This is a genomic window from Bacillus sp. SIMBA_008, from assembly GCF_046535495.1.
Classification (GTDB): domain Bacteria; phylum Bacillota; class Bacilli; order Bacillales; family Bacillaceae; genus Bacillus; species Bacillus subtilis.
In genome coordinates this window covers 299245-323123 of the sequence record NZ_JAWRWL010000004.1, presented here as the reverse complement: position 1 = coordinate 323123, position 23879 = coordinate 299245, and the positions used below count along the sequence as shown (strand labels likewise).

Annotated in this window: 27 protein-coding genes; 10 read left to right on the top strand and 17 right to left on the bottom strand. The window is 45.4% G+C overall.

Translation table 11 applies throughout. The features are described 5' to 3' along the window. Positions 1–8: 8 nt before the first annotated feature. From cshA to SB658_RS15650, 3 genes are all read right to left on the bottom strand, one after another. Positions 9–1493, bottom strand: coding sequence for a degradosome RNA helicase CshA (gene cshA, locus SB658_RS15660; RefSeq protein WP_003246685.1), 1485 nt, complete (start codon positions 1491–1493; stop codon positions 9–11). Between the two features lie 399 nt (positions 1494–1892). Then, entirely contained in the window at positions 1893–3266 is a 1374-nt protein-coding gene (locus tag SB658_RS15655) for a UDP-N-acetylmuramoyl-tripeptide--D-alanyl-D-alanine ligase (protein ID WP_003246696.1), read from the bottom strand. Positions 3267–3337: 71 nt separating this feature from the next. Further along, positions 3338–4423, bottom strand: a complete 1086-nt coding sequence (locus tag SB658_RS15650; protein WP_003246721.1) for a D-alanine--D-alanine ligase — start codon at positions 4421–4423, stop codon at positions 3338–3340. 153 nt (positions 4424–4576) lie between these two features. On the opposite strand from SB658_RS15650, the gene SB658_RS15645 reads away from it, so the two are divergent. Then, entirely contained in the window at positions 4577–4897 is a 321-nt protein-coding gene (locus SB658_RS15645; protein WP_003234326.1) for a thioredoxin family protein, read from the top strand. Between the two features lie 14 nt (positions 4898–4911). Here the strand turns inward: SB658_RS15645 and SB658_RS15640 are convergent, their stop codons facing one another. Next, positions 4912–5784, bottom strand: coding sequence for a cation diffusion facilitator family transporter (locus tag SB658_RS15640; RefSeq protein ID WP_003234329.1), 873 nt, complete (start codon positions 5782–5784; stop codon positions 4912–4914). Positions 5785–6030: 246 nt separating this feature from the next. Between SB658_RS15640 and SB658_RS15635 the strand changes: the two genes are divergently transcribed. Together SB658_RS15635 and fbpB are read left to right on the top strand one after the other, a co-directional pair. After that, the gene (locus SB658_RS15635; RefSeq protein WP_003225157.1) at positions 6031–6195 is read left to right on the top strand and encodes a Fur-regulated basic protein FbpA; all 165 of its coding nucleotides are present in this window, start codon (positions 6031–6033) and stop codon (positions 6193–6195) included. Further along, positions 6149–6328 (top strand): Fur-regulated basic protein FbpB, encoded by a 180-nt coding sequence (gene fbpB / locus SB658_RS15630; RefSeq protein ID WP_010886410.1) that lies wholly within the window; start codon positions 6149–6151, stop codon positions 6326–6328. The genes SB658_RS15635 and fbpB overlap by 47 nt, the downstream gene beginning before the upstream one ends. Positions 6329–6352: 24 nt before the next feature. Here the strand turns inward: fbpB and SB658_RS15625 are convergent, their stop codons facing one another. The 8 genes from SB658_RS15625 to dctS form a co-directional block, all read right to left on the bottom strand. Further along, positions 6353–7498 (bottom strand): acyl-CoA dehydrogenase family protein, encoded by a 1146-nt coding sequence (locus SB658_RS15625; RefSeq protein ID WP_003234334.1) that lies wholly within the window; start codon positions 7496–7498, stop codon positions 6353–6355. A 127-nt stretch (positions 7499–7625) separates the two neighbouring features. Then, positions 7626–7961 (bottom strand): hypothetical protein, encoded by a 336-nt coding sequence (locus SB658_RS15620; protein WP_003225151.1) that lies wholly within the window; start codon positions 7959–7961, stop codon positions 7626–7628. Between the two features lie 94 nt (positions 7962–8055). Beyond that, positions 8056–8823 (bottom strand): ABC transporter permease, encoded by a 768-nt coding sequence (locus SB658_RS15615; protein WP_003246631.1) that lies wholly within the window; start codon positions 8821–8823, stop codon positions 8056–8058. Next, positions 8816–9742, bottom strand: coding sequence for an ABC transporter ATP-binding protein (locus SB658_RS15610; RefSeq protein ID WP_029726544.1), 927 nt, complete (start codon positions 9740–9742; stop codon positions 8816–8818). The genes SB658_RS15615 and SB658_RS15610 overlap by 8 nt, the downstream gene beginning before the upstream one ends. Before the next feature lie 276 nt (positions 9743–10018). Beyond that, the gene (locus SB658_RS15605) at positions 10019–11071 is read right to left on the bottom strand and encodes an AI-2E family transporter (RefSeq protein ID WP_015252777.1); all 1053 of its coding nucleotides are present in this window, start codon (positions 11069–11071) and stop codon (positions 10019–10021) included. Positions 11072–11219: 148 nt separating this feature from the next. Further along, the gene (gene dctP, locus SB658_RS15600) at positions 11220–12485 is read right to left on the bottom strand and encodes a C4-dicarboxylate transporter DctP (RefSeq protein WP_014475862.1); all 1266 of its coding nucleotides are present in this window, start codon (positions 12483–12485) and stop codon (positions 11220–11222) included. A gap of 120 nt (positions 12486–12605) precedes the next feature. Continuing rightward, entirely contained in the window at positions 12606–13286 is a 681-nt protein-coding gene (gene dctR, locus SB658_RS15595) for a two-component system response regulator DctR (protein ID WP_003234347.1), read from the bottom strand. Beyond that, positions 13276–14883, bottom strand: a complete 1608-nt coding sequence (gene dctS / locus SB658_RS15590; RefSeq protein WP_003234348.1) for a two-component system sensor histidine kinase DctS — start codon at positions 14881–14883, stop codon at positions 13276–13278. Before dctS ends, dctR begins: the two co-directional genes overlap by 11 nt. Before the next feature lie 69 nt (positions 14884–14952). Between dctS and dctB the strand changes: the two genes are divergently transcribed. Beyond that, positions 14953–16005, top strand: coding sequence for a C4-dicarboxylate TRAP transporter substrate-binding protein DctB (gene dctB, locus SB658_RS15585; protein WP_003234350.1), 1053 nt, complete (start codon positions 14953–14955; stop codon positions 16003–16005). Positions 16006–16089: 84 nt separating this feature from the next. After that, a complete protein-coding gene (locus SB658_RS15580) occupies positions 16090–16911 on the top strand; it encodes a manganese catalase (RefSeq protein ID WP_003234352.1) in 822 nt (273 codons plus the stop codon). 36 nt (positions 16912–16947) lie between these two features. Here SB658_RS15580 and SB658_RS15575 read toward each other — a convergent pair whose 3' ends face one another. From SB658_RS15575 to SB658_RS15560, 4 genes are all read right to left on the bottom strand, one after another. Next, positions 16948–17307: a YdbC family protein gene (locus SB658_RS15575; RefSeq protein WP_003246730.1), complete on the bottom strand. Its 360-nt coding sequence runs from the start codon at positions 17305–17307 to the stop codon at positions 16948–16950. After that, on the bottom strand, positions 17301–17642 hold the full coding sequence (locus SB658_RS15570) for a cupin domain-containing protein (protein ID WP_032677487.1): 342 nt from the start codon (positions 17640–17642) through the stop codon (positions 17301–17303). The genes SB658_RS15575 and SB658_RS15570 overlap by 7 nt, the downstream gene beginning before the upstream one ends. Before the next feature lie 131 nt (positions 17643–17773). After that, positions 17774–18145 (bottom strand): glucose starvation-inducible protein GsiB, encoded by a 372-nt coding sequence (gsiB, locus tag SB658_RS15565; RefSeq protein ID WP_003234357.1) that lies wholly within the window; start codon positions 18143–18145, stop codon positions 17774–17776. A 128-nt stretch (positions 18146–18273) separates the two neighbouring features. Further along, entirely contained in the window at positions 18274–19092 is an 819-nt protein-coding gene (locus SB658_RS15560) for an EcsC family protein (protein ID WP_003234359.1), read from the bottom strand. Between the two features lie 117 nt (positions 19093–19209). On the opposite strand from SB658_RS15560, the gene SB658_RS15555 reads away from it, so the two are divergent. The 5 genes from SB658_RS15555 to SB658_RS15535 all read left to right on the top strand — a co-directional run bounded on the left by SB658_RS15555 (position 19210) and on the right by SB658_RS15535 (position 22043). Beyond that, on the top strand, positions 19210–19662 hold the full coding sequence (locus tag SB658_RS15555) for a DUF2188 domain-containing protein (RefSeq protein ID WP_003246574.1): 453 nt from the start codon (positions 19210–19212) through the stop codon (positions 19660–19662). Positions 19663–19739: 77 nt separating this feature from the next. Next, positions 19740–19997 carry a GlsB/YeaQ/YmgE family stress response membrane protein gene (locus SB658_RS15550; RefSeq protein ID WP_003246519.1) on the top strand — a complete coding sequence of 86 codons (258 nt, stop codon included), beginning with the start codon at positions 19740–19742 and terminating at the stop codon, positions 19995–19997. A gap of 229 nt (positions 19998–20226) precedes the next feature. Continuing rightward, entirely contained in the window at positions 20227–21504 is a 1278-nt protein-coding gene (locus tag SB658_RS15545; protein ID WP_003234364.1) for an Nramp family divalent metal transporter, read from the top strand. A 103-nt stretch (positions 21505–21607) separates the two neighbouring features. Continuing rightward, positions 21608–21874 (top strand): hypothetical protein, encoded by a 267-nt coding sequence (locus SB658_RS15540; protein WP_021481716.1) that lies wholly within the window; start codon positions 21608–21610, stop codon positions 21872–21874. A 28-nt stretch (positions 21875–21902) separates the two neighbouring features. Continuing rightward, positions 21903–22043 (top strand): hypothetical protein, encoded by a 141-nt coding sequence (locus SB658_RS15535; protein WP_128992274.1) that lies wholly within the window; start codon positions 21903–21905, stop codon positions 22041–22043. 56 nt (positions 22044–22099) lie between these two features. On the opposite strand, the gene SB658_RS15530 is transcribed toward SB658_RS15535, so the two are convergent. Continuing rightward, positions 22100–23824 (bottom strand): pyruvate oxidase, encoded by a 1725-nt coding sequence (locus SB658_RS15530; protein ID WP_003234370.1) that lies wholly within the window; start codon positions 23822–23824, stop codon positions 22100–22102. Positions 23825–23879 lie beyond the last annotated feature (55 nt).

The window sequence follows — 23879 nt, the reverse complement described above, 5'->3', positions numbered from 1 at the left end:
CGATCAAATTAGTAAGATTTTTTCTGGCGTCTGTCACCTGAAGAACGGCGATCGTTTGAACGCTTTTTGTCATAGGAAGAACGGTTGTTGCTTTTCCCTTTTCCGCCGCGGTAGCCGCCGCCTTGACCGTCTCTGCGTTTAGAAGAGCGCTGGTTCTTGTAGCGTTTGCTGACCATCGGCGCTTCGTCTGTTAAGCGAACCGGTGTGTCGTCTGGCTCTTTTGTAGCCATTTTGATAGCCGCCGCAACCACTGTTACTGCATCATGATCTTCAAGCAGCTCAGCTGCCGCTGTCATGTAGAAGTTCAGGTTGTTTTCACTGATTGTTGTGCGAAGACGTTCAACAGTAACCTGTTGCTGACCTTCTAACGCTTCATCAAGTGTAGGCTCCTTCATGCGGTCCATTTTGCGTTTTGTTGTTTGTTCAATTGCGCGAAGCATGCTTTTCTCACGCGGTGTAATGAACGTCATCGCCATACCTGTTTTTCCTGCACGGCCCGTTCTTCCGATACGGTGAACGTAGCTTTCAGGATCTTGAGGCACGTCGAAGTTGTATACGTGTGTAACACCTGAGATATCAAGTCCGCGAGCGGCAACATCAGTTGCGACTAGAACTTCGATTGCGCCTTCTTTAAATTTACGAAGCGCAACCATACGTTTCGCCTGCGTTAAGTCACCGTGAATACCTTCAGCTGCATATCCGCGAAGGTTCAGAGCTTCAGCCAGCTCATCGACACGGCGTTTTGTACGTCCGAATACGATCGCAAGCTCAGGAGACTGAATATCAAGAAGGCGAGTCAGTGTATCGAATTTTTTACGTTCTTGCACTTCCAAATAGAACTGCTGAATGTTAGAAACCGTCATTTCTTTCGCTTTTACTTTTACGTGTTCCGGCTCAGTCATGAAGCGCTCTGCAATGCGTTTGATCGGCGCAGGCATTGTGGCAGAGAACAGAAGTGTCTGATGCTCGCTTGGCACGTTTGAAAGGATAGATTCAATATCGTCAATGAATCCCATGTTCAGCATTTCATCCGCTTCATCCATTACAACGGTATTTACATTGTTTAAACGAATGGTGCGGCGGTTGATGTGGTCAAGAAGACGTCCAGGTGTTCCGACAATAATATTCGGATTCTTCTTTAACGCCCGGATTTGCCGTCCAATATCCTGTCCGCCGTAAATAGGAAGAACCTTCGCACGTTTATCTTGTCCGATTTTATACAATTCTTCAGATACTTGAATGGCTAATTCACGGGTTGGCGCGATTACGATTGCTTGAATATTAGGAGACTCGGGGTTAATTTTTTCAACAAGGGGTATACCAAACGCAGCTGTTTTACCTGTACCTGTTTGCGCTTGTCCAATGACGTCTTTATTTGAAAGTCCGAGCGGTATCGTTTGTGCCTGAATCGGTGTTGCTTCTTCAAATCCCATACGATTAATTGCTTTCATGAGATCAGAACTTAAATTAAAATCTTGAAACGTTATAGTCAAATTATTCAAACTCCTTCTAATTGCTGTTTCAGTAATGTCGTGATTTACCACTTATAAAACTGCCCTTTAGACAAGAAGGACAGGATCCATCCGTATACAAAGCCCGAATTACTTTAAGTTTTATCTTACCATTACACTATTTGTTTTTCAATAAGATGAGAAGCAGATCGGCATCTCGAATATGCCGGCTGCTGCTCCATCCGCTCCCAAGAATCCAGCGGAGAACTTCGGGTCACGATGAAAAGTCCGGACGAATATGTTCGTATCGCGAAATAACCTATATATATTGTATCATAGCCGCAGCCGGCCAGATATACATAATTTTCGGCCGGCATACATTAGTGTTTGCATATCAGGTTATTTTATGATGCAATATGCGTTTTTTCGCAAAATATTTTCTTATGAAAGCGGGCTCTCTATTAAATCTTTAACGATTTCTTCAAGCTTCATACCTCTGGACGCTTTGAATAAAATCAAATCGCCTTTTGATGCGTTTTCCTTCACAGCTTGAAGGAGATCTTTTTTCTCAGTGTAATGGCTGACGCGGTCTTTCTCAAAGTGTTTCAGGGCGCCTTCCGCGATAAAAGCTCCCAGTTTTCCGTACGTAAAGACGCGGTCAATTTTATCAGGGCTGATCACAGCGCCGCACTCTTTATGGAACGTTTCTTCAAGATCGCCGAGTTCAAGCATATCACCGAGCACGAGCATTTTTTTGCCGTAGCCTTCAAGGCTTTCTGTCAATTGAATTGCAGCTTTCATGGAAGTCGGGCTCGCATTATAAGCGTCATTGATTATCGAAAGGCCGCTGTCTGTTTTGATGAGTTCAAGCCTCATCCCGGTTACCTTTAGGCCGCTCAGTCCTTTTGCCGCATCCTCAGGCGCGATGCCAAAATAAGCCCCTGCAGCAATTGCAGCCATGGCGTTCATCACATTGTGCTTGCCGAGTATTGGAATAAAAAACGTGTTTTCTATCCCTTTGATTGTAAAATGGGTTCCTTCCTCACTCTGGCTGACATCCTGAAGCTGATAATCATTATGCGTTCCCGTACCGTACGTTTTCGTCTGGCAGCTGTATGCATTTTGAAGAAGCGGTTCGTCCCCGATATAAATCAGCACTCCGTCTTCTTTAAGCCCGTTTATGATTTCAAGCTTCGCCTCCGCGATGCCCTCTCTAGAGCCGAGGTCTTGCATATGCGATTCGCCGATATTCGTAATCACTGCCGCATCCGGGTTTGCCAGTCGGCTCAAGAGGTCAATTTCTCCTTTGGCGCTCATTCCCATCTCCAATACGGCGATCTCCGTATTTTCAGGCATCGCTAAAACCGTCAGCGGCAAACCGATATGATTATTGAAGTTTCCTCCAGTTTTGTGGACACGGTACTGGGTCCCCAATACGGCGTGAATCATATCTTTTGTTGTCGTTTTGCCATTGCTTCCGGTTACTCCGATGACACGCGTGCCAAGCTCCTGCAAATAAGCTTTTGCAAGCTGCTGAAGTGCAGTAAGGGTATCGTCCACTAAAATGACGGCGTGATTCTCGGGCGGATTTGGTACTGACCGATCCCAAAGAACAGCCGCTACACCAGCTTCAAAGGCCTGCTCCACAAAAGAGTGGCCGTCAAAACGTTCCCCTTTCAGCGGAATAAAGAGCTGATGTTGTTCCAGTTTTCTTGTATCGGTTGCCACTCCATGAATGACTGTTTGTTCATATTGCGGATTTGCTAGTGTGCCTTTAACCATTTCGGCAATGTTTTTTACTGTTCGCTTAATCAAGTAAGGTCCCTCTCTTTCTTTTGTATATACGGGAAAAAACACTGCCCTTTTACCGGCAGTGTCCTTCTTCATTAGAATGTATGCTTAATCAATTGTTTTTCAGCGTGGCGTTCTTTTGCAAGCTCCACAAGCTGTTCAATCAGGTCAGCATATTCCACTCCGGCTTCTTTCCAGAGCAACGGGAACATGCTGAAAGGTGTAAAGCCAGGCATTGTGTTGACTTCATTGATCAGAACTTCGCCGTCAGCTGTCAGGAAAAAGTCCGCTCTGACGAGTCCTGAACCGTCGATCGCTTTAAACGCTTTGATCGCCATATCACTGATTGTTGCGTATTCCTCATCAGTCACAATCGCCGGAATCATCAGATCAGTATCTCCATCCTCATATTTCGCTTTGTAATCGTAGAAATCTGTCTTCGGTGCGATTTCTCCCACAACAGAGCATTTAGGATCATCATTTCCAAGAACGCCGATTTCGATCTCGCGGCCGTTAATTCCTTCTTCAACGACGACTTTGCGGTCATATTGGAAAGCAAGCTCAAACGCTTTTTGCAGTTCTTCACGGTTTCGGCATTTGCTGATTCCGACACTTGAGCCGAGGTTCGCCGGTTTTACGAAGCAAGGGTAGCCTAATTCCTGTTCAACCTCCTCACAGCTTTCTTTCGGAGAACGAGTCCAGTCTTTCTTAAGGAAAGCTGCGTATTTAGCCTGAGCAAGGCCAACCTGCGCAAATAAATGTTTCATGACAACTTTATCCATGCCAGCTGAGGAAGCAAGCACTCCGTTGCCGACATAAGGAATGTTCAACAGCTCGAGCATTCCCTGGATCGTACCGTCTTCTCCGTTCGGTCCGTGGAGGAGCGGGAATACGACGTCGATGGCTTCATTTTGCTGTGACGCTTCCTGCGGAAACATCTCCTGGTTCAGGGCAGCTGGAGAAAAAGCACTGCCTCCTTGCTCAAATTGAAGCATTTTCACGTTTGAAACAGGTTCAGTTAAACGGGCGCCTCTAACCCATTCGCCTTTTTCTGTTATATAAATCGGATGTATATCAAACTTCTCAGTATTTAGCGCTTTGATTACAGCCAGAGCTGTCTGCAGGGAAACATTATGTTCTGCCGACTTTCCTCCGTACACTAATCCTAGACTTGTTTTCAATGGATACTCCCCCCACTACAATTCATCTTTACTATCTTATCATTTTCACCGGAAAATGATCTAATTATTTTTGGGCATGCTGATGTTGAATGCATTTGTATGTAATTCCTTTTTATTTTATATTAAAATGGCATTGAAAAGGAGATGTGACATATGAAAAAAATCACAACAAACGAACAATTTAATGAACTGATTCAATCTGATAAAGAAATCATTGTAAAGTTTTATGCTGATTGGTGCCCAGACTGCACACGCATGAATATGTTCATCGGCGATATTTTGGAAGAATACAACCAAAACGACTGGTATGAGCTGAATAAGGACGAGCTTCCTGACCTGGCTGAAAAATACCAAGTAATGGGCATTCCCAGCCTGCTTATTTTCAAGAACGGTGAAAAAACAGCTCACCTTCACAGCGCCAATGCCAAAACGCCTGAAGAAGTGACTGAATTTTTATCTGAACATATAAGCTAATTCGTTAAACAGCCTTATTTTATGTCGTCAGGCTCTACATGAACATGAACATGAGTGACATCGTGTTCATGTTTTATTTTGTCTTCTACTTCATCCGCCACTCCATGGCCTTCTTCTACTGTAAGCTTCGGATCAACCGTAATCACCATCTCGATATGAACTGTACTGCCTAAATACCTCGCTTTCACATCCTTTAGGCGATGCACATTTTCGATCCTGCCGACGGTCTGTTTGTAAGGCTCAAGATCTTTTAAATGGAAGCCGTCTGTTAAGGAATGTGAAGCGTCTTTAAAGATATCCCACGCAGTTTTGCAAATGATGATGCCGATGATAAAAGCCGTTACCGGATCAACCCACGGCAGCTTCAGCTGGGACGAAAAAACACCGATAAACGCGCCGGCACTTACAAAAGCGTCTGACCTGCTGTCCTTTGCCGCTGCCATCAGGGCAGAGCTTTTAATGGACGCTGCCAGCCTTTTGTTATATAAATAGATGCCATACATAAACACAGCACTGCCTAACGCCGTCCATGCCGCGATAAGATTTGGCGTTTCCGTTGTGCCGCCCGCAATCGCTTTTCCTCCGCCGATTAACACTTCAATGCCGACTGCCATCATAATAAAAGACGCAACAAGAGACGAAATTGTTTCAGCCCGATAATGGCCGTATGGATGATCGCTGTCAGCCGGTCTTTGAGAAATCCGCAATCCTATCAGCACTGCTACTGACGCAACAATATCTGTTCCATTATTTAACCCGTCTGCTCTCAGCGCTTCAGAATGATATAGAATCCCGATAACTAGCTTTACAACAGCAAGGATGACATATGCAAAAATATTGAGGAGCGCCCCTTTTTCTCCCTTTTTCAGATTTTCTGTCCGCTCCATTGAATACCAGCCTCCATTCTATTACATAGTATGGTTCAAAACATGAAAAATAGCAGGGTGCGTTCAATGAAGCGGAATATTTCGACAGCAAATTATTGCCCGGGAAACTTTTTGTCGATTTGTTGAATGTTTGTAAATTGGCCAAGAGTAGGACTCTTTTCATCTTTACAGGCTATTGCGGACATTGTATACTGAAGTTAATTGATAATGATTATCAATATCGTTTGATTGGAGGTTGGTGACACAATGACACCTCAGTCTGCAGAAATCAGAAAAAAACAGCTCATTCATCTGTTAATACAGAATGGTATATACAAAAAGTCAAAGCGTCATCTGTATGAATTGTCGCTGACGGAGTTAGAAAGTGAATACAAACATGTCAGGAGGGCGCCGGAGCATGCCGAAGCGTAAAGTGAAAACTTACCAACAGCTGATCCAGGAAAACAAAGAGGCGATTATGGGCAATCCAAAGCTGATGAACGTTATTTATGACAGGATCGACCGCAAGCATCAAAAAAATCTGCAAGAGCAAAACAATACATAAAAAGAGCCGGTAAGGCTCTTTTTTTTATGACTCAAACGCTTCAGCTGCCAGCTTGTGTATCACGGCGTCATCCATCGGCGGGTTGTGAAGACCGGCGCGCACATCACGGTAATAGCGCTGAAGCGGGTTGGTTCGTTCCAGGCTTTTGGCCCCGACAATTCTCATCGCTTTATCAACAACAGACAGCGCAGCGTTTGTGACGATATGTTTCGCCGCACCGAGCTCGCTGGTCAAGTGTGGACGCCGCACCGGATCGTCATACAATTGAGCGATATGGAAAAGAAAGTGTCTGGCATTGAGCAGTTCAAGCTCCATTTCGCCTGTTCTTTGCTGTACGGCCGGGACATTCTTGATCGGTCCATTCAAGCTGTTTGGAGAATACTCAGATGCAAATTGCACTGCATAGTCACGAGCAGCTTGAGCCACACCAAGATAAATCGCAGGAATGTGAAGCAGCCAGCCATTCGGCTTAGCTCCACGAGGCCCTTGAAGCAGTTCCACCAGCTTATTCTCATCAAGCATTACTTCGTTCAGTACAAGGTCATGGCTCCCAGTCGCCCGCATCGCCATCATATCCCACGTTTCTTCAATCGACAAGCCGGGATCATCTTTATGAATGAGAAACACGCCTGTTGTTTGTTTGTCCTCAATCCATGCGGTTACTAAAAAATAATCCAGAGCTTGTGACATCGTCGTAAAGGTTTTTCTCCCGTTCACTGCCCATTTGCCATCCTTTTTGACGGCGTGTGTACCGGGACGCCCTCCTCTTGTCGGGCTTCCGGTTTTCGCTTCAGTCGCCGCCCTGTTAATGACGGCTCCGTTTTGGACTTCCTTGGCAACAAATGCAAATACGTCTTCATCCCAGCTGTTGCCTTCTCCAAGCTCCCCGATCACGCTCAAATGCCAGCCGATGCTAAGAGCCGTCGGAGCATCTCCCCGTGCAAGCCGTTCTTGAAACAAGAGCATATCGTAAACAGAAATGCCCCCTCCGCCATGAGATGCCGGCAATGTTAATGCTGTATACCCAGCATCACGCAGTTTTTGTATTTTCTCTGCAGGAAAACGTCCCTGTTCGTCATCTTCAGCAGCTGTTTGCTGAAATTCATCCGCAATCCGTCCGATTTTCTCCATCCATTGCCGCTGTTGATCGTTTTGTATAAATAATGACATCCGGCAGCCCCCCAGTTTTAATTCCGATAAATTTAATATGTATTATAGATTTCCTGCCATTTTTCCGCAACTGTTAACCTTTTGCCCAGTATAGAAAAACACGCCGTTCCCCAAGGGAACAGCGCGATTACACAGGATTTGCATCCCGGTCTTGTTTCATGCCGAGATAAATCAGCATATATGTCAGGTAACCCATCGTCATCACCAGGCCGCCAAAGAAAAAGCTTGAGAAAATCGGCTCTTCAAAAGCGGTCACTGCGGCCAACACAATCCAGCTGGCATACAGATAGATGATAAAATAGCGGATGCCCGTCTTCATTTTATATATCATGTACAGTCCCACGAGAGAAAACAACCCAAGCGCGAGCCTGAAATAAACAAGATGTTCAAACTGAAACATGAATGACACAAATGAGAATCCAAGCAGCAATACGATCGGTAAAGCGGTAATAAAGTTCCTCAATCGAGACACCTCCGTCAGTACCTTTAGTATAAACCAAAATATCAAATGATATTGATTTACGTGAGCTTTTTCACAAAAATGTCATTCCTTGCCTTTAGACCCGAACATCCCGTTTACAGAAGCACCACCAGCCAACAACGATGAAGAATATGGCATGTATGATGAGAATTCCAATTGAAAACAATGGCGTCATGCCTGAAAACAACGCTGTCTCTCCGCTTCTGTATTGCGTAAAGTCAGTGTTCGCAAAAAGCAAAAAGCTGCCCCACTTGTTTTCAAACAACTTCATGAGCTGAACAAGTGTACTCGCTCCGTATAAAACGACAAAAGAAACAACAACTGCTACCGCGCTATTGCGGAACAGCGAAGAACAAAGCAGCCCGAATAATCCCATCATTACAGCTTCAAGCCAGTTTGACCCGATCAGCGCCAAGGTGTTGACCAGCAATGTCTTTGATTCCGCAGTCACCGATGTGCCAAAAAACAAGAGACCGAATAATAATGCCAGAATGTAGTATGCCAAATACAAATAGAAGCTGACCATCACGACTGTGATTAATTTTGACCAAAAGACCTTTTGGCGTTTAACCGGACGAATGAGCAAAAATTTGATCGTCTTTTTATCAAATTCCATCGAAACAATTGTTGCTGCAATTACGATCGTTAAAGCCTGCAGCAAAATGTTCAGGCTCGGTGTATACGATAAATAGCCGATGAAGTTTTCATCTGTTCCGGCACTGATGACAATCCGTTTAATGATCAATGCCATGAAGAATTGAAAGACAGCCATCAGGATAAGGGAAACCAAAGTAACCTTCCGATTAAAAAGTTTCATATGTTCATTCCAAATTAATTTAGACAAGCTCTTCTCCCTCCTCTTGATGAGCTGTTGTCGCTTTTATAAATTCGTCTTCCAGTGACTGCGTGTAAGGCGTAATGGAAAATACATTCAAATCTTGTCCGACAAGTGATCGGTTCAGCTCCGGTATGTTTTCTTTTGCCACCTCAACTACAATCGTCCCGTCTTGGCTCTCAGCTTGATATTGATTGCCTGTAAGCCAATTGAGCGCTTTTTCTTGCGGCTGCACTTCTATAATCGCTTTTTCTGTGGTTTGATCAGTTCCTTGTAAGCTGACTTCCGCTTTGATCTCACCTTTTTGAATGATGATGACACGGTCGCACAAGTCTTCAACCTCGCGCAATAAATGAGTGGCGAACAGGACAGCTGTTCCTTCCATTTCTGCGAGTTCCTTAACATGATCGCGAAAATCCTTCATCCCCGCAGGATCGAGGCCGTTTGTCGGTTCATCTAGAATGAGAAGCTTCGGCCGGTGAAGAATTGCCTGGGCGATACCCAGACGCTGGCGCATCCCAAGAGAATAGGTTTTCACCTTATCATGAATCGCTGACGTCAGCCCGACACGTTCCACCACTTCATCAAGCCGTTCATCCGCTATTTTTTTGTGCATATTCGCAAAGTGCTTGAGGTTTTCCCAGCCTGTCAGGTACGGATAGAACTCAGGGTTCTCAACAATCGCTCCAACCGCTTCCATCGCTTTTTCAAACTCTGTATCATGCTGGAATCCGCTGATTGTCACGCTTCCGCTGTTTTGTTTCAGCAGCCCGACGATGATACGGATGAGTGTTGTTTTTCCGGAACCATTCGGACCGAGCAGGCCGATGATTTCACCCTCCATGACGTCCATGCTGATCTGTTTTAAAATCTGTTTAGACCCAATCTTTTTATCGAGGCCTTCAATATGTAAAATCGGCTCAGCCATAAAGCCTTCCTCCTTTTTCGACAAAAAATAAACAGTGCCTAACATTAGGCACTGTTTGTATTATAGCATTTGTTGCTTCCAAATGTTTGGTTAAACCGATGATGAGCGTTTACTCCGACTGTTTGTTCTTTTCAGTTTCTGTAATGATGACAGGCATTGTCACCTGTTGTGTTCACCACTGTGCGAAGCAATGCCAAGCTCCGATTCCGAGTCTTAATTCCATGCCTTGAACAGGCAGGCCGGCAGATCGAGGCACACTCATTATTCGATTTTAAACTACATTTTATCGCTATTCTCTCGGGGTCCTTTAGACCTATCTTCCTTGTTGGTGACATCCAGAATATCAAGGAGAAACACAAAGATCGGAATCCCGATAATTAAACCCCAAATGCCGAAGAAGTGTTCAGAGAAAATGAGTACTGTGAAGGTGAAAAAGATTGGCAGCTCTGTTTTCGCCGACATCAGCTTCGGATTTAAGAAATATGTTTCGATCGCATGAATGGCGAATATGACAAGGACAATGTAGAGCACATACATCCCGCCGCCAGTGCTGTAGGCGATAATGCTGAGCGGAATCAGGGAAATGACGACGCCTGCTACAGGGATCAATCCAAGGAAGAACACCATAATCGAAAGCCCAAACAGCTGCGGAAAATGCATAATCCAAAGCGCGATAAACGTCAGAATACAGTTGACGAGCGCAATGATAAATTGAGCCTCGAGCACCTTGCCGAACGTTCTTGCAAATTTGCTTCCGAAAAAAGCAATCTCCTCATAAAAGACCCTCAGTTTGCTCGTTTTAAATTTCGCCATGAATTCAGAAAGCCGTTTTTTCTCAAATAAGAAAAACATGCTAAGAATGAGCGCCATCACGACCTGCAAGCCGAATGTGCTGATATCGGCCAGATACGTATACACTACATTGAAACCCTCTTTGACATATGAACTGATGTTAATATCTCCGAAGACACTGGTGATCTCATCAAAGAAAGGGATGCTGTCAGGATGATACGCAATATGTTTAATCTGCTTTACCAGCTGCTGGATCTGTGCCGCGACGACCGGATAAAACACAAAGCCCCCGACTGTAAGCAGCACAGCCAGCAACATGTAAAGAAACGTAATGACAACCCGCTGGCTCACGCGGAAGAACTGGCTTACAAACTGCCGCACGACAAGTTCCAAACGATCCATTAGAAATGTGAAAATGAAGGTAAGCAATATTAAGTTGATCATGCTCTTAAATAGATATAACACACCAGTTAACACGACAAAGATGGAGAAACGCCTTACTCCCGGGTGCTGAAAAAATTTAACTAAAGCGGCCATTTATACACTCCTGTTAGGACAAACGTCCTTCATTCAATATAGTATCCATTTGTAAATTATATAACAAAAAAATGCTGAGGTCTCTGTCCTTACCTTAATAATTCTTAAACAATTAAAAAAACGGCCCCATGGATGGGCCGTTCTTTTTTCAGACTGCTGTTTTCATTTTTTTCATGCCTTCCACAGCCTCTACGCTTTTTGCTTCATCAAATTCATTTTCGCTTTTGGCAACAATGATCGTGGCGATTCCGTTTCCGATCAGGTTCACAATGGCTCTTCCTTCACTCATGAAACGGTCGACCCCGAGCAGGAGTGCAAGACCCTCCAGCGGAATGACCTGCAGCGCTGACAGCGTTGAGGCAAGGACGATAAATCCGCTTCCCGTCACACCTGCCGCTCCCTTCGATGTCAGCATCAGAACGAGGATAATCGTAATTTGCTGGCCGATGCTGAGGTCTACTCCAAACACCTGTGCCAGAAAGACAGTCGCCATTGATAAATAAATGGATGTGCCGTCGAGGTTAAACGAATAGCCCGTCGGAATAACAAGCCCGACAACGGATTTGGAACAGCCGTAGCGCTCCATTTTATCCATCATACGCGGAAGCACCGATTCGGAAGAGCTTGTGCCAAGCACGATCAAAAGCTCATCCTTAATGAAGCGAAGGTAATTCCACAGGCTGAATCCGTAAAGCTTGCAGATGATATTTAAAGCAACAAATACGAACAGGAACATCGTAATATAAACAGACATCATTAAGCTTGCCAGCGGTTTGATGGAATCGAGCCCGAAGTGTCCGATTGTATACGCCATCGCCCCGAATGCCCCGATTGGCGCGGCACGCATAATGTAGCCGATAATTTTGAAAAAAACGTGAGAAACCTTGTCGAAGAAATCAATGACGCTTTTTCCTTTTTCGCCTAATGCCGCAAGACCCACTCCGAAAAGAATAGAAAAGAATAAGACCTGCAAAATGTCCCCTTTTGCGAAGGCATCAACCATGTTGGATGGAACAATGTGTGTAACAAATTCAATCCAGTCGATTCCCTGACCGCCATTTTGCGTGTATTGTGATACATCTCCTTTTTCAAGCTTGCTGTAATCAAGACCCGCACCCGGCTTCATAATATTGACGACAAATAAACCGATAATGAGTGCGAGGGTGGTGACAACCTCGAAATAGATAAACGCTTTTCCCCCTACTTTTCCAACCTTCTTCATATCGCCCATTTTTGCAATCCCGAGAACGATTGTGAAGAAAATGATTGGTGCGATCACCATTTTAACAGCGTTGATAAATGTATCACCAAGCGGTTTCATTTCTTTGCCGACATCCGGCCAGACCAGCCCGACAATGACCCCGATGATGACCGCGGTTATGACCTGAACTGTTAAATTTTTAAACAGTTTCATATCCTTCATCCCCCTGTCCTATTCGCCTTTTGTGTCTTTCTTACTAGAATGATAGCGTTTTCATACAGTCTGGGGAAGTTTATGATCATAACGGACATTTTGGTCTTTTTGGTCTCAGGTTTATCCTTTTAACACGTAGCGGTTGACCGGCCGGCCGACTCCGCCGTATTGAACGTCCAATTTGATGATCCCGGTTTTTTCTAAGTAATCAAGATATCGTCTGGCTGTCACTCTGGCGATGCCGAGCGCCTTGGCAACCTCTTCAGCAGAAAGGGATGCGGTTTGCTGTTTCAAAAAAGCAGTGACTTCATTCATCGTGAAGTGATTCAACCCTTTCGGCAGATCCTGTACGGCCTGCTGCGGAATATTCAGGATCGCATCGAGCTGTTCCTGGGACAGCGTATCATTCGCTTCGATTTTTTGTTTATATTGCTTGTACTTTTCGAGTGCCTGTCTCATTCGCTCAAGCTTAAACGGCTTTAAGATATAGTCAACCGCCCCGTTTTGCAGCATGAGTGAGATCGTTTCCTTGTCTTTTGCAGCGGAGACGACAATGACATCCACTTCAAGCTTTTGCTTTCTGATCTCCTGCAAGGTCTTGATGCCGTCTTTTTTCGGCATGTACACATCGAGAATGACGAGATCTGGCTGTTCTTCTTTAATCAGCTTCATGCCTTCCTCTCCGTTTCCTGCCGTTGCACAGACAGTAACGCCTTTAACAGTTGTAATGAAATCCTTATTGACCTCTTGAACCATCGGATCGTCTTCAATGAGCAGAACCTTCCATTCTTTACGAGCCATGCTGTGCTTCCTCCCCCTTCATTGGAAAAACGATAGAAAAAGATGTCCCCTGCCCCGCATGTGAATCAACTTCTATCGTGCCCGATCCTTTGTCTATGATTTGTTTCACTAGATACAGGCCATAGCCTGTGCCGCCAGTTTTATTGACCGTAAAACCTTTGTCATAAAGGCGAGGCATATGTGTCGGTTCAATTCCGCAGCCGTTATCTTCTATTAAAATAGCAAGGATATCATCTGTTTGTTCGATACTAATGTCAATTCGTTTGTCTTCAGATTGAACGGTTTCAAATGAGCCGAAGGCATTTTCAATCAGATTCCCCAAAAGCACGACAATATCATGCTGATCAACATGCTCGGGAAATTGCTGAAGACTGCTGTTTTCATCTATATGAACAGCAATGCCGAGCTCTCTTCCCCTTCTGATTTTACTTAATAGAAGGCCTGCCGCAGCGTCATTTTGAATCGAGCGGTGCAGAAATTCAGTCACATTTTCCTGCTCAGTTGACGCCTGGAATGCAAGCTGCAAGGCTTTTTCAGATTTCCCCAGCTGGATGAGACCGGCGATCGTGTGCAGCTTATTCATATGCTCATGGTTTTGGACACGGAGCGCCTCCACAAAGTTTCTGACACCAGTCAATTCCTCTGCCATCTTGGCCGCTTCCGTTCTGTCCTGAAAAATCGCAACGGCGCCGATCACTTTTTTCTTCATGACGATCGGAATTCTGCTGCTCATGATCACCTTACCGCTGACACGAATTTCTTCATTATAAACCGCTTTGTTCCGCTCCACGATTTCGGGCAGGCGCGAATCCTTGAGAACCTCCCAAATCACCTTGCCGATTAGATCCCCCTGCACTTCAAAGATCTGTTTCGCTTTTTCATTGAAGATCGTAATGACGAGACGATTGTCAATAGCGATCACCCCTTCATTCATCGAGTGAAACGTCGCTGTCCGTTCTTCATACATTCGGACAATCTCATGGGGTTCAAGCTGAAACATTTGTTTTTTGATATGGCGGGCCAGCAAAAAGGAACCAGCAAGGCCAAAGCCGAGTGTCAGCACAACGATGAAGGCGATATCACGCTTTAAATGAAGCAGGATGTCAGCGATCCCCGGCAGCGTTTTTCCGACAAGCACCACGCCTATTTGGTTCAGGTCTTGATCCTTTACCGGATAAAAAGCGCGAACCGCCGTGCCGATCTCGCCCTTTGCTTCAGAGAAATAAATGTGCTCCGCAAAAGCTGCCTCCTCGTCTGCACCTTCTGATTTCTTGCCAATGCTTGTGCTGACAGGATGCGTATATCGGATGTGATTCATATCCATGACGACAATATAGTCTGCTTCATTAATCATCCTGATTTCTTCAACCGCATGGCGAACCGCTTCTGTTTGTTTTTTTCGCGCCAAGGCTTCTTTCACTTCTGTCATCTCTGACACCGTCCGGGCCGTATTCATCAGCCGCTTTTTCAGCTCCCGCTCCTCTGTATGCTGAATGTTGCCGATGAGCACAATGCCGCCGATCAAAAAGGAGAAAATGACGAGTATATAGGATAAGATCGTGATTTTCCAACGGATTGAGAGCTTCTTTTTGTTCATCAGCTTCTCCTTTCAGGTCTTTACGAATGTCATAGCCCCCATTATCCTTAACATAGGGGAGGGCTTTTCATGAAGAGTTTGCTTGCATGTCTCGCACTGATGATCGCTGGAATTGCAACCGCTTTATTTATCGGATTCCATGATCATACCGGCAATAAAAAGATTGTTTATGATGACGACCAGGAAGGCCTGCAGGATCAAATCGTGTTTAAATTCAGCCACGTGGTTGCTGAAAATACGCCAAAAGGGCTGGCCGCCAATAAATTCGCTGATCTGGTGAACGAAAAATCAGGCGGAAAAATAAAAATAGAAGTATTTCCGAATGGAAGCCTGTACTCGGACATTGAAGAAATTGAAGCATTGCAAAACGGCGATGTTCAATTTATCGCCCCCTCCACATCGAAGCTCGGCATGCTCTCGCCTGAATGGGGAGTGCTGGATCTGCCGTATGCATTTACAGATTACAACGCCGTCAAAAAAGGGCTGAACGGAAGCATCGGCACACAGCTGTTTGATTCTCTAAAGAAAAACCAATTGAAAGGATTGGCCTATTGGACGAACGGCTTTAAGCAAATCACAACAAATCAAGGGCCGGTCAAAACACCGGATGACTTAAAAGGGCAGGATCTGCGCATTATGCAAAGCGATGTGATTGAGGATCAGTTCAAGCTGCTTGGCGCAACACCTCATCAGGAATCCTTCAATTCTACCTTTCAGCTGTTAGAAAACAATGTAGTCGATGGCGAAGAAAATACAATTTCAAACATCTATTCTAAAAAATTTTATAATGTTCAGGACTATTTGACAATAAGCAGCCACGGTTATCTCGGCTACGCTGTCATGACTGATGAACACTTCTGGAAGGCGCAAACACCAGAAACAAGACGCATTTTGACTGAAGCGATGAAGGAGACAACGGAGTGGAATGAAACGTATGCCGAACAAATGAACAAGGAGCAGCTGGAAGAAATCAAAAAGAATTCTGCTATACATATTTATGAGCTGTCAGATAAAGAGAAACAAGAATGGATGAAGCGTCTTGACCCTGTTTACCGGCAGTATGAGCCCATCTTTGGCCGGGAGCTGATCCGGGAACTGTTGGAGCTGCGAAAAGATTCATAGTTCCCATCTCGATACGCTGTTTTTCGTTTATCTTTCTATCGATCGGAAATATAAAAAGAGATAAACGAAAAAGGAGATGGGTACATGTTTAAGCACACAAAAATGCTGCAGCATCCTGCTAAACCAGATCGTCCAGATCCATTATTCGCTAAAAAAATGCAAGAAATTTTAGGCGGGCAATTCGGAGAAATTTCAGTTGCCATGCAGTACTTATTTCAAGGCTGGAACACAAGAGGAAATGAAAAATACAAGGACTTGCTGATGGATACGGCAACTGAGGAGCTCGGGCATGTTGAAATGATCGCAACGATGATTGCCAGACTTCTTGAGGATGCCCCTCTTGATCAGCAGGAAAAAGCTGCTGAAGATCCGGTCATCGGCTCCATCCTAGGCGGCATGAACCCTCACCATGCGATTGTATCAGGACTTGGCGCCATGCCGGAAAGCAGTACAGGCGTACCTTGGAGCGGCGGTTATATCGTAGCAAGCGGAAACCTGCTGGCAGACTTCCGCGCCAACCTGAATGCGGAATCTCAGGGCCGTCTGCAGGTCGCACGCCTGTTTGAAATGACGGATGACAAAGGCGTCAAAGATATGCTCAGCTTCCTGCTGGCGCGTGACACGATGCACCAGAACCAATGGCTCGCCGCCATTAAAGAATTAGAAGCACAGGAAGGTCCGGTTGTGCCGGGTACATTCCCGAAAGCGCTCGAAAAACAAGAGTTCTCACATCAGCTTATCAATTTCTCTGAAGGCGAAGTAAGCGCCGAGCAAAACTGGCTGAATGAAAAAGCGCCGGACGGAGAAGCCTTTGAATATGTGAAAGAAGCAAAAACGTTTGGAGAAAAACCGGAGTTAAAACCAGCACCGCCTTTTGTTCATAATACACTTCCGGGACGCGAGTAAAGAGACAAGCCCAAAACATGATGTTTTGGGCTTTGATTATGCCTTCAGAACCGTCCAGTTTGGTTCGTACCGGATATCGGGGTTATGTAACAGATCGTGAACGAACGGTTTATCCTCTTCGTACACCGTCACCTCTATCGAAAGAATTACAGCCTTCTGATCGTTTTCCTCGTATATGCTGTCATGTTCGTTCTCCATAAAATGATCATAGGCTTCTCTGTTTTCCCATACACTGATGATTTCTGCGGTGAGCGGCTCGTCTATCGTTTTTCGCCAGCCGCCGGCCTGTTTGATAAAGCCGCTTATATGCGATAACGCTTCCCACTGTGACTGCGCTTTTGCAAATGCTTCAGCGTTTGCAGCATCTACTTCACATATCATCTTTTTGATTAGCATGGCTGCTCCTCTATGATGACGGTTTCGGCTTGTTTATGCTCCACACAGAGATTTACCGTTCTGACGTAAGAGCGTGTGCGGTGAACCGTGCCTTTAGGGATCAGCAGGCTGTCATTTGCTTTGAGCACCGCGGTTTCTTTGTCCTTAAAATCGATCAGCAGCTCCCCTTCAAGAACAATAAACAATCCGTCTGAGTCAGGGTGATGGTGCCAGTCATATTCTCCCGTAAACACCGCAAGGCGCACGCAGTGGTCGTTGACCTCTGAGATTGAAAAATTGGCGTGCTTTTCTTTGACTTCATTTGCGATGGCGAGCAAGTTTTGCATCTTGGACATTAGCGAAAACCCCTTTTTCACTTATTGTATCTCAATAGCGGCATAAATTGAGAAGATTCCAAAAAAAAGCGATCCAGCTGATGTGCCGGATCGCTTTTTTATTTACAGGTTGTCTGCCTTTATGCTTTTGATTAGTCGTTGTTGCGGGCGTTTCCGCCTTTTGAGCCAATTTCTTGGTAGAATTCTTTATCATGATTTTTGCTTGTTGCCTCTCCGCCTTTTCGGCCGATTTCTTGATAGAATTCTTTGTCATGGTTTTCGCTAGTGGCTTCTCCGCCTTTTTCACCGATTTCTTGATAGAACTCTTTGTCATGATTTTCGCTTGTGGCTTCTCCGCCTTTTTCACCGATTTCTTGATAGAATTCTTTGTCATGATTTTTGCTTGTGGCTTCTCCGCCTTTTTTCCCAATCTCTTGATAGAATTCTTTGTCATGGTTCTTGCTTGTTGTTTCTCCGCCTTTTCTACCTGCTTCTTCTCTGCTCATTTTGTTATCGTCTGCCATTTTGAATTCCTCCTTTAATTGGTGTTGGTTGTTGTATTCCCGCTCACAATTCTTTTAAACAAACAAAACACATTGGGTATGTTTCCACTAAAAAAAGCAGGCGGATCGCGGTGTCCGTCTGCTTTCTACTATTCCATCTCTCGTTCTGTTTCTTTCAGTCGTTCAAGAATGCGCCTCTTTTTGTACAGCATCATGCCTGTCTCGGTAATGTCGTTTAATGTTGAGCGATTGGCAGCGGCGCCAAAAACCATTCCGGCAACCGGCACCATCTGGAAAAGTTTTTTCCAGCCAAACGTGTCTCGATAGCCCAAAACGACTTCTCGCCAGCCTTGGATTTGAGAAGCGACATTCTTATATGTACGGTCTTGATCGTAGTGTTTTAATTCCTGCAAAATCGATCTTTTGCCGACAACATCAGCCGACGTCAGCTGCAGGCATTTCACAATGAAGACGCGTTCTTTTTTCTCCTTTGGGTCATAGCCGTATGCGACTGCGATATCCTGTAATGTTTTTAGTGATAAGCCAAGCACTGCCGGAATGTCTGCCGCCAGCGTAAACACGCCGCCCACACCGGTTGTCGCGCCTTGAACGGTTGCTGCGTTGGTTCTGTTTTTGCCCATTCCTTCCGCAATTTCATCCATGACAGGAAGAGGCGCTTTCCGGATGTCCTCCAGCGATTCAAAGATCTCCTCCGGCAGTTTCTTTTGAAATATCCTGATAATCTGTTTTTCAGATGTCAGGTACTGTCCGCCTGTTTGAACAAAGCTGCCGACCTCATCCAAGAGCTTGCCGATCTTTTTCTGGATGAATTCCGGTGTCAGCTTGTCCAGGAGTTGAAACGGGAGACGGCTGAGCTTTTCCCAAAACCAGACTTTTTGCTGATCTTTTTCCCATTTCTCTATCTCTTTTAATTGCTGATGTAAGTCTTCTTTTCGTTCTGTTGGCACCCAATCCGCACTTCCCTTCCGTTTTTTCTACTATATAGTATACCTTCATTTTTTCGGATGCGTTTTTATTTTTCACCTGCGGGTACCATTTTTATAAAAGGAAAAGGAGTGATGGACATGCCTTGGTCGATGAAGGATTATCCTGCTTCATTAAAAAATCTTGAGAAGCCGGTGAGAAAAAAGGCGATAGACATTGCGAATGCGATGATTGATGAAGGCTATGAGGAAGGGCGCGCGATTCCAATTGCGACAAGCAAAGCGAAGGAATGGGCGGAAAACGCCTCTACAGATGAAATTGATGATTTCCTGACGCATGATGATGAGACAGAACGCGATGCTGATCCAAGCAGCGGCAGCGGCCCCGAGCTCATGAATAAAGCAGAGCATGTTATTAAGCATAAAAAAGGCTGGGCAGTCAAAGCCGAGGGCGCCAAACGTGTGTCTGAAATCAAGGATACAAAGAAAGAAGCGATTGAACGGGCAAAGGAAATCGCGGCGCATAAAGGCACTGAGGTCATTGTTCATTTAGCTGACGGCAGTGTGCAGAGAAAGATTAAAACAGGATCATAAAGGAATATGCTTTCAAGTGTTTCGAAATGATCAGGAGCGGTTATTGATTGGTAAATCATTTATGAGAGGTGATCATGATGCTTAGCTTTTTGGTTTCATTAGTTGTTGCTATTGTTATCGGATTAATTGGGAGCGCCATTGTAGGAAACCGGCTGCCGGGAGGAATTTTCGGCTCTATGATTGCCGGGCTGATCGGCGCTTGGATCGGGCACGGACTTCTTGGCACATGGGGACCGAGCCTCGCCGGCTTTGCTATTTTCCCTGCCATCATCGGGGCAGCCATCTTCGTATTCTTGCTGGGCCTTATATTCCGCGGGCTGCGGAAGGAAGCCTAGACTCATTAGATACAGAAGGCATCGTTTCGAACTGAAACGATGTCTTTTTATATGGGACCTTATCCCGAATCCCTACATATCATGTTACATAACAGGGAAAAATTCAGAAGTGTATTTTGAACATTTTCGGTTGACAAGAAACCGGGATGGTCATATGATGTAGATAAAATAATTTGCCTTAAGGAAACTCTTTGTTGTACGGCAAAAACAAACAGAATTCAGGTGAGACATGATGAACAAGGACATCACAGCACAATCTCCCCGTTCCAAAGCCGTCCAAGATGCGCTTGACGGGAAAATCAGAGGATTCAGAGGGCTGCTCCCTTTTCTCGGCCCTGCATTTATAGCAGCCATTGCCTATATTGATCCCGGCAACTTCGCAACGAATATTTCGGCGGGTTCTAAATACGGATATATGCTCTTATGGGTGATCTTATTTTCCAATATCATGGCCCTTTTAATTCAATCCCTATCCGCCAAACTCGGTATTGCGACAGGCAAAAACCTGCCTGAGGTTGCCCGTGAAGAATTCCCGAAGCCTGTCTCGATCGGATTATGGATTCAGGGCGAGCTGGTCATTATCGCAACTGATCTGGCGGAATTTATCGGAGCGGCTCTGGGACTGTATTTGCTGTTCGGCATTCCGATGCTTGAAGCGTCTATTATTGCGGCGATCGGTTCTTTCGCGATATTGGAGCTTCAGCGCCGCGGTTATCGCTCACTTGAAGCCGGTATTGCCGGTATGCTGTTTGTGGTCGTGATCGCCTTTGCGCTGCAGACCTTTTTCGCAAAGCCTGATGCCGTGTCAGTGATGAAGGGCCTTTTTGTCCCGGCGTTTCATGGCACCGACAGTGTGCTTCTTGCAGCGGGTATTCTTGGCGCAACTGTTATGCCGCACGCCATTTATTTACACTCTGCCCTTACACAGCGGCGGGTGGTTGGCAAAACTGATGCAGAACGGAAGAAAATCTTTAGGTTTGAATTTATTGATATTTTAATAGCGATGCTGATTGCAGGGGCTATTAATGCAAGTATGCTGATTGTGGCTGCCGCATTATTCTTCAAAAACGGCCTGTTTGTTGAGGATCTCGACGTCGCATTTCAGCAATTCGGACATCTTGTCAGCCCTATGTCTGCGGCTTTATTCGGGATCGGGCTGCTCGTTGCCGGTCTATCCAGTTCGTCTGTCGGCACACTTTCAGGCGACGTGATTATGCAAGGATTTATCAACTACCGCATTCCGCTGTATGTACGGCGTTTTATCACGATCATTCCGCCGATCTTGATCATCGCGTCAGGTGTTAATCCGACGACCGCTCTCGTACTGAGCCAGGTCGTGCTGTCCTTCGGGATCGCCTTTGCCCTCATTCCGCTTATTATGTTTACAAGCAATAAACGGATCATGGGATCTCTGATCAACGCCAAATGGATCACAGTGGTGTCTTGGCTGATTGCTGTATTGATCGTTGCTTTGAATGTGTTTTTAATTGTAGATACGTTTCGATAAAAAAACCGGCTTCTAAAGCCGGTTTTTATTTTTTCGCAAAAGCTCATTGATACCCTTTTTGACAGAAATTTGTTATGATAGAAGAAAAATCGGAGTTTTGATGATGTCAGTATTTATTCTGTTTTATTTGTGGATTGTTCCTATTGTTATCGGCATTTTATGTTCTGTTGCTGCCCATAGATCCAAGGGAAAAATGAGAGTCGCGCCCGGCATTGCCATGATCGTGCTCAGTATTATTTCCCTAATCACGGCGTTTACGGCCGGACACACAAATTTCCACGTGTTTATCGGCGGCATGTTTTTATTCGGCACCTTCTTGGTCGGTTCTGCTTTTCCTTTCTTCTTCGGGCTGAAGAAAAAAGAGAAATAACCCTATTATGAGAAGAGTTCTGTAAGATTTGATAAGAATAAACATACAAGGACAAATGCATCTCATTGCTTTGAAACAAGATGCATTTGTCCTTTTGTCTGTTTCGAGAATGGCGAAATCAGTTCCTAATACATACACCGATCATTTTATGAATTCAAACATGTTATAGCTGAAAATACGTTTGTTTCCAACAAAAAACAGAGGCCTTTTGGGGCCTCTGTTTTTTTAGAATAACCGTTTCAAACTTTTCTTCAGTGACGGCATTTCAAATTTTTGGTTTTCGAAGAAGTTTTTCAGCATGTACTTGCTAAAACCTTTCGCCTGCCCGTAGGTGATTTTGCCAGGCAGCGGCGGTTCGTTTCCAATCATGACATCCACTACGACCGGTTGGTCAGAGTGCAGCGCCTCATGGAAAGCCGGCGCAAGCTCTTCCGCTTTGGTCACTTTGATGCCCTTTGCTCCGCAGCTTTCTGCAAATGCGGCATAGTCGACATTTTGAAGTTTTGTGACATAGTCGATATTGCCTTTGACCTGCTGCTCGTACTCAATCATGCCGAGATTTTCGTTGTTTAAAATGACGACTGTGATCGGGAGCTTATATTTGACGGCGGTCGGAAGGTCCTGCATGACCATAGAAAATCCCCCGTCACCGCAGACGGCGATCGCCTGGCGTTCCGGTTCGGACAAGCTTGCTGCAATCGCTCCCGGCAGGCCGCAGCCCATTGTCGCAAGCCAGCTGGAGACGATGAAATCCTGGTTCGCGTTCATTTTGAAATGACGCGCCATCCAGACTGTCACAGTTCCGACATCTACAGAGAGCACCGCATCATCGGCTGCCGCTTCCTGAAGACGGGCCACGACCTGCTGAGGTTTAAGCGGTGTTGTTGCCTCTGTCTCATCTTTTTCAATTTCGTTCCACCAATGCTGCATATGTTCTGTGCAGGCATTCAGGAATCTTCTGTCTTCCTTGCGTTCAATATACTCTGTCAATTCGCGCAGACCGAGAGCCGAATCGCAGACAAGGCCCGCTGTCACCGGATACCTTTTTCCGATTTTTGCCGGGTCTGAATCGAGCTGTATCGCCGGTGTGTCATCAGGCAAATAATCACGATACGGGAATGACGTTCCGAGCATGATTAATAAATCACATTCCTCCATTGCCTCGTAAGCCGGCTTTGTTCCAATCTGACCGAGGTTGCCGAGAAAATGCGGGTGCTTATCGGGAACAACACCCTTTGCCGGGAGTGTAACAACGATCGGAGCGGCGGCTTTGTCCGCAAATTCTAAGAGCTCCCGTTTCGCCTTTTTCATTCCCTGCCCTGCCAGGATAATCGGCTTCTTAGCGTTATTAATATATTGGGCGCAGGTGACGAGCTGTTCTTTTTTCGGTTCAAGGTTCCCTTCAATATACACTGGTGAAGTATACAAGGGCTCCCGTTTGATTTTCTCCGCAAACAAATCATCTGACACGCTCAATACCGCAACGCCTTTTTTGCTGTAGGCGGTCCTGATCGCCTGATTTAAGAGATCCGGAAGTGATTCTGCGCTATGTACCTCTCTGTTGAACACAGCCACGTCCTCAAACATTTGCTCCAGCTTAATCTCCTGGAAATAGTCCCGTCCGACTTCGCCAGAAGAAACCTGTCCTGCAATCGCCAGCACAGGGGCGCCGTCCGCTTTTGCATCATATAAACCATTTAATAAGTGCACCGCTCCCGGCCCTGCGATTGACAGACAGACTCCGATCTTGCCGGTGAGTTTTGCTTCAGCTGCGGCTGCCAGTGCCGCTACCTCTTCGTGGCGGGTTTGAATGAACTTCAGTTGATTTCTTTCGTGTCTTAATTCTTCAATAAACTCATTTATACTGTCTCCGGGGATGCCGTATACATGATCAACTCCCCATTGCTCAAGCAGCTCTGTCATTACTTGTCCTGCAGTTTTATGTGCCATAACGTATCCTCCTTTTTCCTTTTTTCAATACCACAGGAGAAAGGCTTTAAAACCC

Bases quoted from the DNA above. Each gene is read 5' to 3' on its own strand.
- SB658_RS15645 (WP_003234326.1), top strand. From the start codon at position 4,577: ATGAAAAAAATCACAACAAACGAACAATTTAATGAACTGATTCAATCT.
- SB658_RS15640 (WP_003234329.1), bottom strand. From the start codon at position 5,784: ATGGAGCGGACAGAAAATCTGAAAAAGGGAGAAAAAGGGGCGCTCCTC.
- SB658_RS15635 (WP_003225157.1), top strand. From the start codon at position 6,031: ATGACACCTCAGTCTGCAGAAATCAGAAAAAAACAGCTCATTCATCTG.
- SB658_RS15625 (WP_003234334.1), bottom strand. From the start codon at position 7,498: ATGTCATTATTTATACAAAACGATCAACAGCGGCAATGGATGGAGAAA.
- SB658_RS15610 (WP_029726544.1), bottom strand. From the start codon at position 9,742: ATGGCTGAGCCGATTTTACATATTGAAGGCCTCGATAAAAAGATTGGG.
- SB658_RS15605 (WP_015252777.1), bottom strand. From the start codon at position 11,071: ATGGCCGCTTTAGTTAAATTTTTTCAGCACCCGGGAGTAAGGCGTTTC.
- dctP (WP_014475862.1), bottom strand. From the start codon at position 12,485: ATGAAACTGTTTAAAAATTTAACAGTTCAGGTCATAACCGCGGTCATC.
- dctR (WP_003234347.1), bottom strand. From the start codon at position 13,286: ATGGCTCGTAAAGAATGGAAGGTTCTGCTCATTGAAGACGATCCGATG.
- dctS (WP_003234348.1), bottom strand. From the start codon at position 14,883: ATGAACAAAAAGAAGCTCTCAATCCGTTGGAAAATCACGATCTTATCC.
- dctB (WP_003234350.1), top strand. From the start codon at position 14,953: ATGAAGAGTTTGCTTGCATGTCTCGCACTGATGATCGCTGGAATTGCA.
- SB658_RS15580 (WP_003234352.1), top strand. From the start codon at position 16,090: ATGTTTAAGCACACAAAAATGCTGCAGCATCCTGCTAAACCAGATCGT.
- SB658_RS15575 (WP_003246730.1), bottom strand. From the start codon at position 17,307: ATGCTAATCAAAAAGATGATATGTGAAGTAGATGCTGCAAACGCTGAA.
- SB658_RS15570 (WP_032677487.1), bottom strand. From the start codon at position 17,642: ATGTCCAAGATGCAAAACTTGCTCGCCATCGCAAATGAAGTCAAAGAA.
- gsiB (WP_003234357.1), bottom strand. From the start codon at position 18,145: ATGGCAGACGATAACAAAATGAGCAGAGAAGAAGCAGGTAGAAAAGGC.
- SB658_RS15555 (WP_003246574.1), top strand. From the start codon at position 19,210: ATGCCTTGGTCGATGAAGGATTATCCTGCTTCATTAAAAAATCTTGAG.
- SB658_RS15550 (WP_003246519.1), top strand. From the start codon at position 19,740: ATGCTTAGCTTTTTGGTTTCATTAGTTGTTGCTATTGTTATCGGATTA.
- SB658_RS15545 (WP_003234364.1), top strand. From the start codon at position 20,227: ATGATGAACAAGGACATCACAGCACAATCTCCCCGTTCCAAAGCCGTC.
- SB658_RS15540 (WP_021481716.1), top strand. From the start codon at position 21,608: ATGTCAGTATTTATTCTGTTTTATTTGTGGATTGTTCCTATTGTTATC.
- SB658_RS15530 (WP_003234370.1), bottom strand. From the start codon at position 23,824: ATGGCACATAAAACTGCAGGACAAGTAATGACAGAGCTGCTTGAGCAA.